Here is a 15,025-nt window from a genome sequence, read left to right as displayed (position 1 = left end):
AGACAGTTGTTATACTCTCGCTCTCCTTAATCACGGCCTATTATCTTGCATGAAATTAATTAAGCTCTCCTCTTTTCTCATCATTGATGACAGTACCGTTATTCAAAATGCTATTAGAGCATTGCTTAGTCGCATAGGCGTTCCAACAAATAATATTGTTTGTTGCCCAACTGCTGGTGCTGCCGTTGGCAACTGTAAACAACAAAAATTTGATGTCCTTTTCGTCGACCACAATTTAGGTCATGGAAGTACAGGCCTTCAAATGCTAGAACAACTGCGTTTGCTAAAGTTAATTACTGACAACACACTTGTTTATATAGTGACGGGTAATGAAGACCCACAAATTGAGTTAGCCTACACGGATTACATCCCAGAAAAATACATTCAAAAGCCAATCCGCCCAGAAGAGATCATCAAGGTCATTAACCATGACTTAATTAAACGTCAATTCGCTATGGGGATGATCGCCGCTTACACAAAGGACGGGCTTTCAGGAGTTAAGCCCCTTATTTTTAAAGCACCAAATAAGATAATTCTCAAAGACTCAATGCGTAAACTTACTTCTCGCTTAATTAAAGTAAACCGATTATCTGAAGCCTTAAGCGTCAATAAAGCCTTGTTATCTATCATTAAAGAGTCTGTTGATGTTGAGATTCAGCAAGCAGAAATCTACATAGCACAAAATGACTTTGACTCTGCTAATCAATTAGTTGACTCATTACTCCAAAAAAATGAAACCAGCAGTCTTCACCTATTAGACTTAAAAGCACAAATTGCCTTTAAACGTGATAATTTATCTATTGCCATTCGCTATTGGAAAAAAGGATTCGAGCTTGCTCCCTATTCCTACTTACGATTTAGTCACTTAACGTGGGCGCTTCTAGCAAAAGGCGAACGATATGATGCGTTCGACTTACTGACAAAATACGCCTATTTATTACCACATTCGGCCTTTGATTCAGCAGGAAAGCGAGCTATGGCTGCCTGGGGTGATCTATTTCTAGCGCCAGAAGAGATCCTACAAGAATGGTCTCCAGAAAGCGCTTGGCAACGTGTTAGTGCAAAATTAAAAGGTCGCTTACGTGGGATCCCTTGCACTTCTGCACAAAGAGCACTTTCGGCATTATGGCAATTAAAGATGAACCGATATGGCGAGGCTAATCGCTTGATCTCAGATATTCAACATACTGATATTACCGATTATGAAACCGCTTATATTGTTTATTTAGTGTATTGCGAGATGAAGCTTGATGATGAGAAAGAGTATGTTGAAACGAAGTGGCTTGCTAGATTGCAAAAAGGTACCTCTACCTTAGCAAAATTACAGACTCTTGCTTTTGAAAAAGCCAAAGCATCTACATGATCTTGATTAGGTAATGCCAATACTAATGTCCTTAAGTAAATGAACAATTTAGTTCTGAAGCGGTTAGTTACTAATCTCTAGATAATAAAAAAGCCCCGTATTCATTTACGGGGCTTTTTTTAAACAAATCATAAATAATTATGACCGTTCTAACTTATTACTCAGCTTCAGGAGCATTACGTTGTGCAGCTTCTTGAACTAACGGCTTTAATTCGCCTTTTTGGAACATTTCAAGAATGATATCACAACCGCCAATTAGTTCACCTTCAACCCAAAGTTGTGGGAAGGTAGGCCATTGTGCGTATGCTGGAAGTTCAGCACGAATGTCTGGGTTTTGTAGGATATCTACATAAGCAAATTTCTCGCCGCAATTCATTAGCGCTTGAGAAGCTTGAGATGAAAAACCACAGCTTGGAAGCTTAGGTGAGCCTTTCATGTATAGAATGATGTGGTTTTCAGCAATTTGTTGCTTGATCTTATCGATAGTTTCCATTGTATCCTCTAATGGGTCGACACTAAGTTGTATCCATTCTACTTGTTATGCAGCCAGAAAAAAATACCTAATATTTGTGGTGGTATTATTTATTGAAAATTCACCACTTTTTCTTTTAATAAAATCAAAACTTGCTAGAATCAGATCGAAGTCAGAATAAATTCTACACTCAGTTGAGTGTATATTTTTGGAATTTAGTGAGGCGTAGACCTCTTACAACATGGAGACATGAGCAATGTCATTTGAATTACCAGCTCTACCATTCGCAAAAGACGCATTAGAACCACATATCTCAGCTGAGACTTTAGATTACCACCACGGTAAACACCACAACACTTACGTGGTTAAACTTAATGGTCTTATCCCTGGTACTGAATTTGAAGGCAAAACACTAGAAGAGATCATCAAAACTTCTACTGGTGGTGTTTTCAATAACGCAGCTCAAATCTGGAACCACACGTTCTACTGGAACTGTCTAGCTCCAAACGCTGGCGGCCAACCAACTGGCGCTGTTGCTGCTGCAATCGATGCTGCATTTGGTTCTTTCGAAGAGTTCAAAGCACAATTCACAGATTCTGCGATCAACAACTTTGGTTCTTCTTGGACTTGGCTTGTTAAGAACGCTGACGGTTCTCTAGCTATCGTTAACACATCAAACGCTGGCACTCCACTAACAGAAGAAGGCGTTACACCACTTCTTACTGTTGACCTATGGGAACACGCTTACTACATCGATTTCCGTAACGTACGTCCTGACTACATGGGTGCGTTCTGGTCTCTAGTAAACTGGTCTTTCGTAGAAGAAAACCTAGCTAAATAATTTATTGCATAATAACCAGACTCGTTCATGGTTATTATCGCCTCAAAGAGGTCAGTATTTATACTGGCCTTTTTTATTTTCCTTATTTTACGGTAACACTTTGCCCTACCTATAAAATAAATTAAAAAAACGGCAATTATTTTCCTAAAAAGACTAAAGTTTTTGAATCCTTTTCCGATAAGTATTTATCATCAAGAGGAATTGATTCATGAAAGTACATACTTTAGATAAAGCCGAGTTAATCAGTGAAATTCAATACGGTTCAAACCTAAACCATGCTATGGAAGCAGGTCGCCGTGCAGATTTCGCCCTAATGATGTCTTTACTGTCTAATGACTTACGTGAAAATACACCTGTTGAAAAAATAGATGAAAAGAAAGTAACCGAAGATCTGCTTCGTCAACGCTTTCAACTTGCAGATGCTCAAATATTACGTAGCAATGAAGAGAGCTATTCTCGTGCCGCTTCTCAAGCGAACCAGTTTCATAATGGCGGTTTAGCTAGTGCTAAGTTGCAATATGGTCTAGCACCAGATGCAATGGCTTATATGCCTCAAGACACGTGTGATTTACCAGAAGATGTTTACCACAATTTATCTGGACACCAACGCCGTCAATTAGAATCAGGTAACGAGATTTTTAATGCTATCCCTCAAGATCTTTACAATGAACTAGTTACTGCTAAGCGTCATTCAGAAATGAATCTATACGTTTAACTCTCACTTAATCTTCTTTGTTAAGTCTCTACTCTATTCATCACTGTTTACTGCATTACCCTTACAACCTATTCATAGAAATTATGTGAGTTAGTGCATAAATCCTATCATTGAATGCAATTTAAACCTCATTTTCAACAAACCTCACAGCAGATATCCCATTTCTATCCCATATTAATAGCACCTATTTCAGTTAATTCTGCTCTTCTAAGGAAGGATGCTATGAAAATTGAACATTCAACCATTCTGATCACATCAGCTGGCAATTTTATGGGTCGAGCAGTTGCTTGCCATTTTGCCTCACTTGGTGCTCTTCTTATTATTGCAGACTCCAATAGCGATGCACTTGCTGAAACAGATCGCCTCTGTAGTCAGCTTAATAAAAATGTGATCAGTTTTGAGTTAAAGGATCAATCTTCAGAGAGTATCTGCCATTTATTTCATGCTATTGATGATAAGTGTTCTCATGGTATCGATGTATTAATTAATAACTACACTGACGTTGCCCTTCCAAGTTTATTCACGCCTCACCAAAATCATGGCTCTTTTCAATTAACTGAATTAGCGACAACTCTATTTACTTATGGTCAATTTGCCGCTCAACATATGCGCGATCATAACAAAGAAGGCGTTATCATAAATTTAGGGTATCACGAGCATTCACAGCAAGATAAAACGGTTGAAAGCTCGACCGCATTACTCGCAGGATTAACAAAAAGTTGGGCTAAAGAATTAAATCCCTTCAATATCCGCATTGGTGGCGTAGCTCCTCGCTTCTCTTCTACATCTTCAGAACTTAACTTCAATTTAATTAACCAAGAACTTATAAAAAACACAGAATATATTCTTGAAAATGATTACTTTAATGGTCGGATTATTGAAGCAACCGCTTAACGAACACCGCTTCTTTACCAATTAAACCACCATCAGAGCGATACCTCCTTCTAATAGCTTAAGCCTAAATTACAGACATAAAAAAACCACCTTATAAAGTAAGGTGGTTTTTTTCATTTCAATATTTTCAAATTATTAATGAAAACATCTTAGCTTATTTAGCATCGAATTATTTCTTTGCTTTTTTCGCTTTAACTTCTGCTTTCACTTCTGGTGCATCCATTACGTCAGCGTAAGCCGTACCGTAGTAAGAAGCGATTAATACTTCTTTAAGCTCTTTGATCAATGGGTAACGTGGGTTAGCACCAGTACATTGGTCATCAAACGCATCTTCAGCAATTGAATCCACTTTTGCCATGAATTCAGCTTCGTTAACGCCAGCCGCTTGAATTGACATTGGAATATCCAGTGCAATTTTAAGCTCTTCTAACCAACCAAGTAATGCATTAACTTTCGTTTCAGTATTACCTTCACGGTAACCTAAATGCTCTGCGATTTCAGCGTAACGAGCACGTGCTTTAGGACGGTCGTACTGAGAGAACGCAGCTTGTTTAGTTGGGTTGTTAGTTGCATTAAAACGTACTGTGTTAGCAATTAATAACGCGTTAGCAAGACCGTGTGGAATGTGGAATTCTGCACCTAATTTATGCGCCATTGAGTGACACACACCTAGGAAAGACTGCGCAAAAGACATACCAGCGATTGTTGCTGCATTGTGTACTTTCTCACGAGCGATTGGATCTTTCTTACCGTTAGCGTAAGAGCTTGGTAAGTACTCTTTAAGCATCTTAAGTGATTGCAGAGCGTGACCGTCTGAGTATTCGTTTGCAAGAACAGAAACGTAAGCTTCTAATGCGTGAGTTACTGCATCGTAACCACCGAATGCACATAAAGACTTAGGCATATCCATTACAAGGTTAGCATCAACAACAGCCATGTTTGGCGTTAGCTCGTAATCTGCTAATGGGTATTTTTGACCTGTTTTTTCATCTGTTACAACAGCAAATGGTGTAACTTCAGAACCTGTACCAGAAGTAGTTGTGATACATACTAGTTCAGCTTTTTGACCCATTTTAGGGAACTTGTAAATACGTTTACGGATATCCATAAAGCGCATAGATAGGTCTTCGAAATCAGTTTCTGGGTGCTCGTACATAACCCACATGATTTTCGCAGCATCCATCGGTGAACCACCACCAACCGCTAAGATAACATCAGGTTGGTAGCTTGCACATGCTTCAGCACCAGCTTTAACTACAGCTAATGTTGGATCCGCTTCTACTTCATGGAATACTTCAACTTCCATGCCTTTCTCTTTTAAGATTGAGCGTAGGTCATCGATGTAACCGTTGTTGAATAAGAAACGGTCAGTAACGATTAATGCACGTTTTTTACCTTCAAGGTCTGTCATTGCAATTGGTAAACAACCGCGACGGAAGTAGATAGATTTTGGTAGTTTATGCCACAACATATTTTCTGCTCGCTTAGCTACAATTTTCTTGTTGATAAGGTGCTTAGGACCTACGTTTTCAGAGATAGCGTTACCACCCCAAGAACCACAACCTAACGTTAGTGAAGGTGCTAATTCAAAGTTGTAAAGGTCACCGATACCACCTTGAGATGCTGGTGTATTCACAAGAATACGAGCAGTTTTCATTTTGTCACCGAAGTACGTAATACGCTCTTCGTTATTATCTTGGTCTGTGTAAAGTACTGAAGTATGACCAACACCACCTATGTCTAATACGATGCCCGCTTGACGTACTGCATCTTCAAAGTCTTTCGCTTTGAATAGACCTAGCGTTGGAGATAGTTTTTCATGAGCAAATTCGTCATCCCATGAAGCTTCTAGGCCTTCACCGATAAGAATTTTAGTAGAAGTAGGGACTTTAACATTTGCTAGCTCAGCAATTTTGTATGCTGGTTGGCCAACGATGTTAGCGTTAAGTGCGCCATCAATAAGCAGTACTTTACGTACTTTATTTGCGTCTTCTTTGCTTAGAACAACCGCGCCGTATTTAGCGAAACGAGCTTTAACTTCGTCGTAAATAGATTCAACAACGATTGCCGCTTGCTCAGAAGCACAGATAACACCGTTATCGAATGTTTTAGACATTAGGATAGAAGAAACAGCACGTTTGATATCAGCAGTTTCGTCGATAACTACAGGTGTGTTACCCGCGCCAACACCGATTGCAGGTTTACCTGAAGAGTAAGCCGCTTTAACCATGCCTGGACCACCAGTAGCAAGGATCATGTTGATATCGTCATGCTTCATTAGGCCGTTTGATAATTCAACAGATGGTTGGTCAATCCAACCAATGATGTCTTTTGGTGCACCCGCTTTAATTGCTGCATCTAATACTACTTTAGCAGCGTAGTTAGTTGCATTTTTAGCGCGTGGGTGTGGTGAGAAGATACAACCATTACGAGTTTTAAGACAGATTAACGCTTTAAAGATTGCTGTTGAAGTAGGGTTTGTTGTTGGAACGATTGCACAAACAATACCTAGAGGTTCAGCAATAGTGATCGTGCCACCTTCATCGTTACGATCGATGATGCCACACGTTAGTTCATCTTTGTATTTATTGTAAATAAACTCAGAAGCAAAGTGGTTTTTGATAACTTTATCTTCCATGATACCCATGCCAGATTCAGTTGCTGCCATTTTTGCTAGTTCAATACGAGCTGTTGAAGCTGCTAGAGATGCTGCACGGAAGATTGCATCAACTTTCTCTTGAGGAAAGTTAGCAAATTCTTTTTGCGCCGCTTTAACGCGTGCTACCAGAGCATCAAGTTCAGCTAAATTAGTTACAGGCATATTGTTTCTCCTAAAAATAAAAACTATAAAATTCATTAAAAACTATTTAGTAAGGATTCTGCTTTTTATCCTTTTTTGCAGCTCAGCTTAACCATTTATCTTAGTTACCTTGCTTTGCTTTCTTAGTAAATTGCTTTCAAAACTGATTATATTCTTTCACAATTTGAAAAGTATTGATTCAGATCAGTTATGAGAATTTATTTACCACTTTCGTCTTACCCCTTACGGATACCTCACAATAAAAGTGATTTATATCACAAACTTACATTCACTTAAGATCTAAGTCACAACAGGTATTAATAATAATTATATTAATACGAAAAAATTAAGTTGTAATAAAGTTACACAATAACGACCAAAAAAGACAAATTGTGGTGAAATCTCCGTGCCACTAAAGAGTGGCATAACTCGTATTAAATTCACATCTTTTATCCACTTAATAACTTGAGCTAGATCACTATATTATTAATATTCTTACTACTTAAGAGGGATAACGCACGAATCCCCATAAAGTTAAGGTGGAGAGTCACTATTTTTTTCATTATTCTTATTCAAGAGCAATGACTTGGACGCTAACAACATTTATGAAAACGAAACGAATGAAGCACTATTTATATACCATCATTTTTGGTACTCATACGAAAGGAGGGAAAAGATTTGATATCGCCTTAATTGTGTTGATCCTGACTTCTCAAGCAACACTAATCTTAGACTCTATTAGTTCAGTCAACGCTGTCTATGGAGAACTACTGTGGCGTTTAGAATATATTTTTACCGCAATATTCACACTCGAATATATTTTACGATTATATTGCTCACCAAAACCAAGTTCATATGCGAAAAGCTTTTATGGGGTAATTGATTTACTCGCTATTTTACCTACGTATCTAGCCCTCTTCTTCCCAAGTGCTAGCTACATTGCAATCATTCGACTATTGCGAGTAATGAGGATCTTCAGAGTATTAAAACTGGTTCGCTACTTACAAGACTCAAATATACTTCTACGCTCACTACTAATGGCAAAGCGAAAAATATTTATTTTCTTTAGTACCGTCGCTATTTTAGTTTCTGTATTTGGATCGCTAATGTTTGTGATAGAAGGGCCTGAAAATGGATTTACCAGTATTCCACAAAGCATTTATTGGGCAATTGTGACGATCACAACGGTCGGCTATGGCGATCTAGTGCCTCATACCGCATTAGGTAAAGCTATTGCGTCGATAACAATGTTACTTGGTTACTCAATTCTAGCAGTACCTACAGGGATAATTACCGCTGAATTAAATCAAGAGATGAACACTCATAGAGATCTAGTTCGGTGTCCGAACTGTGTAAAGGGAGGGCATGAATCTGATGCAATGCATTGTAAGCACTGTGGTAGCGAGCTTCCAGAACCTCATGAAAGAGTCGTAAATACAAACTCGCGTTAATTTTCTAACTCACTGAAACTATTTTATTCAGTGTAAAGCGTTAATGAGCCTTGAGCAGTATTGCTTACTGGCTCATTACCTAAGAATTTTGGCGCAGCAATAACAGCAAGTAATATGAACACTGCAGTAATGGCAGCAAATTTAGTTAAAACCTGTCCTTTTGTTTTTTTCATCGTACTTGTTCTTCAGTTTTATGATATTGCCGACAACTTACGCGAGTAAACTCTTATCGACAATTTTATAGATTCTTTTTGGGATCAATGTTGCATTAATATTCTTAACGATGAGATATTAAGCCAAAAAATCATTATGACGATACATTAACCCGAACAATATCTTCTTGTCCTTTTGAAAATTGCTTTTTTAATTCTGCTTTGGATTTAAGACTGATTTCGCCACCTTTAGCTACCGTCATGTGTTGCGCTTCTTTATTATGTTTTGATTGATACAACATCATCGCCTGCATACAAGTACTTCTTTGCTCTGCCGATAATGCAGTTCCATTGTGCCACTTTCCAGTCTCTACCGCATATTGTAGATTTTGAAATACTTCCGGTGTCATCGACTCTAATAATTTACTAATATCCATTATGTACTCTCTAATATGAACAGCAAGCAAACCATATCTTTTGATTAATGTTAGTCAATAAGCTGCCGATAAATTGGTGTAATGGATCACGTTTCCTTTTTTATTTCTACAGGATTACCATGTTTTTAACTATTCGACGACTCGCTCTACTTATTCCCACTGCATTTTTATTATCAGCTTGCTTTGATTCTAAGCCGACAACTGAACAACTGTGTGAAGATCATGAAGCTTTACAATGTGCTCAACTGAATATGAATGACGGTCAATGTCGCTCACAACGTGATGCTCTTATCCTTAATCGATTTGATGTATTAAAAAGTAATAGTGACTTAGATAAATTAAAAACGATCAAAGCAACTCATCAATATCAGACTTGCTTGACATCAGCAGCGCAAATAGAACCTATTACTGCAAAAGAAATAAAATCAAAACGAACCGAAGCCTTGCTAGATACGTATGATGCAATTGATGCACTTACTTTAGAACTAAAAGACTCAAAGGAACCAAAAGTACTTTTTTATCGTTGGGCAACTGGTGATAAAAATGCCTTACGCGCTTTCTTGCAGTTAGAAGGTACCAGTGCACTTGAAACAACAGAGCTACAATATGCACTCGCAACCTTTTATACCCAGCGAGATGGTAATAAGACCATCCTTATACTTAACCATGCGCTAGAACTACTTACTGAGCAAGATTATGACAACAATCAGCATACGACGGTAATTAAATCACTCGCCAGTATTAATCATAAAGAAAAGAACAAAGAGCACGCTTATGTTTGGGCGCTTGTTGGAAAAGGGTATGAATTACAAGTTGCCTCTGAACAACAACTTGATTTGTTATATCAATTTACTGACGTTGAAAAAGAAAGACTCAAACAAGCAAGTGAGCTAATAAAAGAGAGCATAGATAACTTAGCTTTTAAGGCCTCTTTATTACCTACTGAAAATAAATAACAGTTTAAGAACTAAAAAAGGAGCACATTGCTCCTTTTTTTATCTTCAATTAGATCTAGTTACATTTAAATTAAACAATAGAAACTAATTGATTACTCTTTCTCACCGAAAAACAAAGAAACTGAGTTTACACAAAAACGCTCGCCTGTCGTTTTCGGCCCATCATTAAATACATGACCTAAATGACTGTCGCACTGACGACAACGGATCTCTGTTCTTTGCATACCATGACTATTATCTTCTATATATAAAATAGCCTGATCATTTACTGGTGCATCAAAACTTGGCCAACCACACCCTGAGTCATATTTGTTTTCAGAAGAAAATAACACAGCCTGACAACAGGTACATGCATAAGTACCTGTCGCTTTATTATGCAATAGCTTGCCAGAAAAAGGGGCTTCTGTGCCTTGTTTTCTGCAAATATCAAACTCTTCTTGAGTCAATTTACCTCGCCAATCTGCTTCTGTCAGATCTGAAAACGATTTTGATTTGTCCATATCTCTATCTACCCCTTAATACTTATTTAAATTAAACCTTGCTTATAATCACCTTTGTAGCACATAATTTGCTGAAGTAATTTTACAGCAACCTAGCAAAATGACATTAACAGTTATGTCACTATTTTTCATAACATGTCACTAAGGTTATTAAATAACCAGACTTTCTATAAATTACGTAAGAATTTTTCTTTATGTTAACAGAATATGGTCTTTTTTTTGATTTTAAACAAGATAAATGGCATTTTCGCTTGCAGGTTGGCTCAGGATTTTGTAATTTTACTACCAGTTAATTTAAACCTGAAAATCAAATTTACGTTGTGGAGCAACATATAATGACTATCAAAGTAGGTATTAACGGTTTTGGCCGTATTGGACGTTTTGTTTTCCGTGCATCTGTAGAGCGCAATGACATCGAAGTTGTTGGTATTAACGATCTTATCGACGTTGAATACATGGCTTACATGCTTAAGTACGATTCAACTCACGGCCGTTTCAACGGTACTGTTGAAGTAGTTGACGGTAACCTAGTAGTTAACGGCAAAACTGTACGTGTTACAGCTGAACGTAACCCAGAAGAACTTAAGTGGGATGCAATCAACGTTGACGTTGTTGCTGAAGCTACTGGTCTTTTCCTTACTGACGAAACTGCTCGTAAACACATCACAGCTGGCGCTAAGAAAGTAGTTCTTACTGGTCCTTCTGGTGACGTACCAATGTTCGTTATGGGCGTTAACGCTGCAGATTACGCTGGTCAAGATATCGTTTCTAACGCTTCTTGTACTACTAACTGTCTTGCACCTATCGCTAAAGTACTTAACGACAAGTGGGGCATTGAATCTGGTCTTATGACTACAGTTCACGCAACTACAGCAACTCAAAAAACTGTAGATGGTCCTTCTGCGAAAGACTGGCGTGGTGGCCGTGGTGCTTCTCAAAACATCATCCCATCTTCAACTGGTGCAGCTAAAGCAGTAGGTAAAGTAATTCCTGAGCTTAACGGCCTTCTAACTGGTATGGCTTTCCGCGTACCAACTGCAAACGTTTCTGTTGTTGACCTTACAGTTAACCTAAAAACTGCTGCAACTTACGAAGAAATCTGTGCTGAAATGAAGCGTGCTTCTGAAAACGAATACGCTGGCGTTCTAGGTTACACAGACGAAGCTGTTGTTTCTCAAGACTTCATCGGCGAAACACAAACTTCAGTATTTGATGCTGCAGCTGGTGTTGCTCTAACTGACAAATTCGTTAAGCTTGTATCTTGGTACGACAACGAAATCGGTTACTCAAACAAAGTTCTTGACCTAATCGCTCACGTTTCTAAGTAAGCATTAGTTTAGACTTTCTTTGAAAGCTAACTTAAAAGGTTTTAGTATCTTTTAAGAATGAAAGGCGACTTAATTGTCGCCTTTTTTGTATCTGTAATTTAATGCCAAATTAGAGAATTGCCTGTAGATTATTACATTAATATAAGTATCTATTCCTTTTCGATAATCGACTACCACTGGCCTTTGCAATTAGCTTGGTAGAAAGTATCTAAAAAAGAATACGTATTTACTATTTTAGGAGTCACCTATGAATCTTACTCACCTTCCAACCATCAGTGTGTTATCTGATTGCGTTACCATTGCTCAATTAGACGATGTAAAAGTGGTTCGTGTACTTCATGAGAAAGCAGAAGCCGCAATTTCATTACACGGTGGTCATGTATTATCTTTCACTCCAAAAGGGCAAGACGACCTGATTTGGATGAGCAACGACGCTATTTTTAACCCTGATAAAGCAATTCGTGGGGGCGTGCCTGTATGTTGGCCTTGGTTTGGTCGTATCGCAAACCCTGCACACGGTTTTGCTCGTAATAGCCCTTGGACATTAGTAGAGCATCGTGAAAACGAAAATGGCGTTATGGTGGTTCTTGGGTTAAAAACGTCTGAAGAAACCAAAGCTATTTGGCCATTTGAATTTGAAGCGCGCTTAACTGTAGAAATTGGCGATCAGCTAACGATTACTCTTGATGCAAAAAACACAGATGATAAAGCGTGGAACTGCTCAGGAGCATTACACACATACCTAAATGTTGCTGATATTAACGCGACAACAATTACCGGTATGGGATCAAGCTATATTGATGGCTTACTGGAAGGGAAAGTATGTTCGGGCGGTGATACATTATCGATTGATGCGGCTGTTGATCGTGTTTACACTCAGCCAGAAAACACCGTCCTAGTCTCTGATACACAACGTACATTGTCTGTTACTAATTCAGGACACAATGCAGCGGTTATCTGGAATCCGTGGGTTGAAGGCGCTGAATCTATGGGTGACATGAACAATGATGGTTATCAAACTATGGTGTGTGTTGAATCAACCTATCATGCAGCAAGTCTAGAAACAGCTAAAGTAATTCAACCTAATGAATCATTTGTATTAAGTACAAAAATTAGCGCTTAATCTTAAAACCAGAAACAAAAACGGAAGCTCTAAGGCTTCCGTTTTTTATATCATCTACTTCTATATTAAATAGATGCTGAAATTATCTTTCCCAGTACGACTCTTCTAACGAATCTTCACGCTCTGGTAAACCACGAGATAAACGTGGTGAATGTTGCGCTAATACTTCAAAGCTTACACGGTTTGAGTACTTACATACTTGAGAAAACGAAGAGTATGTTAGGTATGAGTGCTGATGCTTACTTGAGTTAGGCACATTATTACGGTGATAATGATTTGCTGCCATATCGTGTAATAAAGCCGACAATGCTCCATCACCTGCCCCATTGGTATTCTTGATTTTTTCTGGGCCACCCATGTATGGTGAAATATGAGAATACACCTTCATTGGGTTTTCACAGCTGTCTTTAATAGCAGGACGGCTAAATTCATATTGGTTGAATTCCGCAATCGTACCAGGAAGCAATGGCAAAGAAGTTTCACGCTTCGCTTCGTCTTCAGTATAACCCGCCATATAAAGCCCTACAGGGCCCGCAGTACACAATACAAGATCAACCCATTCAAGAGCCTTATCAGCTGCTTCTAGAGGATCTGAAGCACCAGTAAGCGCCTCTCCTTCCTCTTCGTTCATAGCAACCACTGACACATGATCGTTTAGGAAGTCACGCCAGTATTGTGGGTCATCTTGAACAACAAACTTAGTACCCATAGTCAATACTACTGGTACGTCATGCTTTTTCGCGTACTCAATAGCTTGCATCGTAGCAGCTGGCATTGGGTCGCCATCTTTACAACGAACTAAATAAGCAGTCAGTACTAATGCAGATGCATTTTTAAAGATTTTCTCTGGAATGCTTTCTGCACGAAGTTGGTTCATGTCACCTTCGCTGATCGCAAACGTACGCTCACCGTCTTGGCTAATAAGCGCAAAACAGCGACCAATTGCACCAGGAACCGGTTGAAGGTAGTTCAAATCCATTCGGCTAGACGTATTACATAAGTAGCGGTATGAGTAGCTACCAATATGAATGTCTTCACTCATCACACCTAGCAATGTAGATTTATCATCTGCTAATACTGAGTAGTTATGAAGTGTGTTACCAATTGTACCACCAGCAAATTCGTTGGTGATCATGTTGTTATCTTTAAGCTCGTTATAAAGCATTTCCGCTTTATCATTATCGATAACCAGTGAGTGCCCTTTACTCAAGCCATACTTTTCAATAAAAGCATCATCAATTCGAGCTTCAATATCCACTAACGTTTGATCAATACCGATAATGTGCGTACGCGACATTTTTTTGGTTTCTTGAGCTTGGCTAACTAATGGATCACGAGCGTGAACTGGAAAATAATGCTTGGATTTACGCTGACCTGGAAATTTCATAAAATAATCATTCAACTGGCTAATGGAAGAAGTGCGAAGTTTAGCCGCTGAATAACTCTGCCGCAACTACTGATATTACCCTCAACGAAAGGCAAACGTTTGCTCTTTCTATTTGTTGATAGCTCTAGCCTTATAGAGGACATTCGTGATAATTTATGAGCGTATTTTTTAAAGGTAACCACCATGACAACTGAACTAATTAGCTATGATGACGTAATCGAAGTCGCTTACGATATTTTCCTTGAAATGGCTCAAGACAATCTTGAACCTGCTGATGTTGCATTATTCACTCTGCAATTTGATGACCGCGGCGCCGCTGAAGTCGTAGATACTGGTGATGACTGGTCTGAACAAGTTGGCTTTGATGTCGATGGCGAAATCTACGCTGAAGTTTTAATTGGCTTAGTTAATGAAGAATCTGATGTTTTAGATGATGTCTTTGCTCGCATGCTAGTAAGTCGTGATCCTGAACACAAGTTCTGCCACATGCTATGGAAGCGTGATTAATTTCACCAACCTTCCCATTTCATACTAAGGAGCATCTATTTGCTCCTTTTTTATTACTCTTTCTAATTGAATATCTCACTTAGCACCCCCATTATTTCT

Annotated in this window: 15 protein-coding genes; 9 read left to right on the top strand and 6 right to left on the bottom strand. The window is 38.6% G+C overall.

The genetic code is table 11. The features are described from left to right. The first annotated feature begins 49 nt into the window (after positions 1 to 49). Positions 50 to 1,363 carry a response regulator gene (locus AC2INI_RS04795; RefSeq protein ID WP_486305457.1) on the top strand — a complete coding sequence of 438 codons (1,314 nt, stop codon included), beginning with the start codon at positions 50 to 52 and terminating at the stop codon, positions 1,361 to 1,363. Positions 1,364 to 1,520: 157 nt separating this feature from the next. Here AC2INI_RS04795 and grxD read toward each other — a convergent pair whose 3' ends face one another. Further along, entirely contained in the window at positions 1,521 to 1,856 is a 336-nt protein-coding gene (gene grxD / locus AC2INI_RS04790) for a Grx4 family monothiol glutaredoxin (protein WP_060990545.1), read from the bottom strand. Positions 1,857 to 2,091: 235 nt separating this feature from the next. On the opposite strand from grxD, the gene sodB reads away from it, so the two are divergent. The 3 genes from sodB to AC2INI_RS04775 all read left to right on the top strand — a co-directional run bounded on the left by sodB (position 2,092) and on the right by AC2INI_RS04775 (position 4,285). Continuing rightward, positions 2,092 to 2,676, top strand: a complete 585-nt coding sequence (sodB, locus tag AC2INI_RS04785; protein WP_122035481.1) for a superoxide dismutase [Fe] — start codon at positions 2,092 to 2,094, stop codon at positions 2,674 to 2,676. A gap of 208 nt (positions 2,677 to 2,884) precedes the next feature. Then, on the top strand, positions 2,885 to 3,391 hold the full coding sequence (locus tag AC2INI_RS04780) for a VC2046/SO_2500 family protein (RefSeq protein WP_065591538.1): 507 nt from the start codon (positions 2,885 to 2,887) through the stop codon (positions 3,389 to 3,391). Positions 3,392 to 3,613: 222 nt separating this feature from the next. Then, positions 3,614 to 4,285 carry an SDR family oxidoreductase gene (locus tag AC2INI_RS04775; RefSeq protein ID WP_486305456.1) on the top strand — a complete coding sequence of 224 codons (672 nt, stop codon included), beginning with the start codon at positions 3,614 to 3,616 and terminating at the stop codon, positions 4,283 to 4,285. A gap of 169 nt (positions 4,286 to 4,454) precedes the next feature. Here AC2INI_RS04775 and adhE read toward each other — a convergent pair whose 3' ends face one another. Beyond that, complete coding sequence (adhE, locus tag AC2INI_RS04770) at positions 4,455 to 7,106, bottom strand: bifunctional acetaldehyde-CoA/alcohol dehydrogenase (RefSeq protein ID WP_122035487.1); 2,652 nt, start codon at positions 7,104 to 7,106, stop codon at positions 4,455 to 4,457. Between the two features lie 584 nt (positions 7,107 to 7,690). Between adhE and AC2INI_RS04765 the strand changes: the two genes are divergently transcribed. Beyond that, positions 7,691 to 8,536, top strand: a complete 846-nt coding sequence (locus AC2INI_RS04765; RefSeq protein WP_122036141.1) for an ion transporter — start codon at positions 7,691 to 7,693, stop codon at positions 8,534 to 8,536. Positions 8,537 to 8,559: 23 nt separating this feature from the next. Here the strand turns inward: AC2INI_RS04765 and AC2INI_RS04760 are convergent, their stop codons facing one another. Then, a complete protein-coding gene (locus AC2INI_RS04760) occupies positions 8,560 to 8,709 on the bottom strand; it encodes a hypothetical protein (RefSeq protein WP_162922532.1) in 150 nt (49 codons plus the stop codon). Between the two features lie 134 nt (positions 8,710 to 8,843). Continuing rightward, entirely contained in the window at positions 8,844 to 9,125 is a 282-nt protein-coding gene (locus AC2INI_RS04755) for a YeaC family protein (RefSeq protein ID WP_162922533.1), read from the bottom strand. A 119-nt stretch (positions 9,126 to 9,244) separates the two neighbouring features. Here AC2INI_RS04755 and AC2INI_RS04750 point away from each other — a divergent pair, with 119 nt between their 5' ends. Then, positions 9,245 to 10,081, top strand: a complete 837-nt coding sequence (locus tag AC2INI_RS04750; RefSeq protein WP_486305455.1) for a DUF2989 domain-containing protein — start codon at positions 9,245 to 9,247, stop codon at positions 10,079 to 10,081. A 92-nt stretch (positions 10,082 to 10,173) separates the two neighbouring features. Here AC2INI_RS04750 and msrB read toward each other — a convergent pair whose 3' ends face one another. Further along, a complete protein-coding gene (gene msrB / locus AC2INI_RS04745; RefSeq protein ID WP_122035491.1) occupies positions 10,174 to 10,581 on the bottom strand; it encodes a peptide-methionine (R)-S-oxide reductase MsrB in 408 nt (135 codons plus the stop codon). Between the two features lie 335 nt (positions 10,582 to 10,916). On the opposite strand from msrB, the gene gap reads away from it, so the two are divergent. Next, positions 10,917 to 11,909, top strand: coding sequence for a type I glyceraldehyde-3-phosphate dehydrogenase (gap, locus tag AC2INI_RS04740; RefSeq protein WP_122035493.1), 993 nt, complete (start codon positions 10,917 to 10,919; stop codon positions 11,907 to 11,909). Positions 11,910 to 12,156: 247 nt separating this feature from the next. After that, the gene (locus AC2INI_RS04735) at positions 12,157 to 13,032 is read left to right on the top strand and encodes a D-hexose-6-phosphate mutarotase (RefSeq protein ID WP_486305454.1); all 876 of its coding nucleotides are present in this window, start codon (positions 12,157 to 12,159) and stop codon (positions 13,030 to 13,032) included. 82 nt (positions 13,033 to 13,114) lie between these two features. Here AC2INI_RS04735 and AC2INI_RS04730 read toward each other — a convergent pair whose 3' ends face one another. Further along, the gene (locus AC2INI_RS04730) at positions 13,115 to 14,419 is read right to left on the bottom strand and encodes an inosine/guanosine kinase (protein ID WP_122035496.1); all 1,305 of its coding nucleotides are present in this window, start codon (positions 14,417 to 14,419) and stop codon (positions 13,115 to 13,117) included. A gap of 183 nt (positions 14,420 to 14,602) precedes the next feature. Between AC2INI_RS04730 and AC2INI_RS04725 the strand changes: the two genes are divergently transcribed. Further along, a complete protein-coding gene (locus tag AC2INI_RS04725; protein ID WP_045101659.1) occupies positions 14,603 to 14,926 on the top strand; it encodes an HI1450 family dsDNA-mimic protein in 324 nt (107 codons plus the stop codon). The last annotated feature ends 99 nt before the right edge of the window (positions 14,927 to 15,025 follow it).

The sequence above is a fragment of the Aliivibrio friggae genome (genome assembly GCF_057368515.1).
This window is presented reverse-complemented; position numbering and strand designations above follow the sequence as displayed.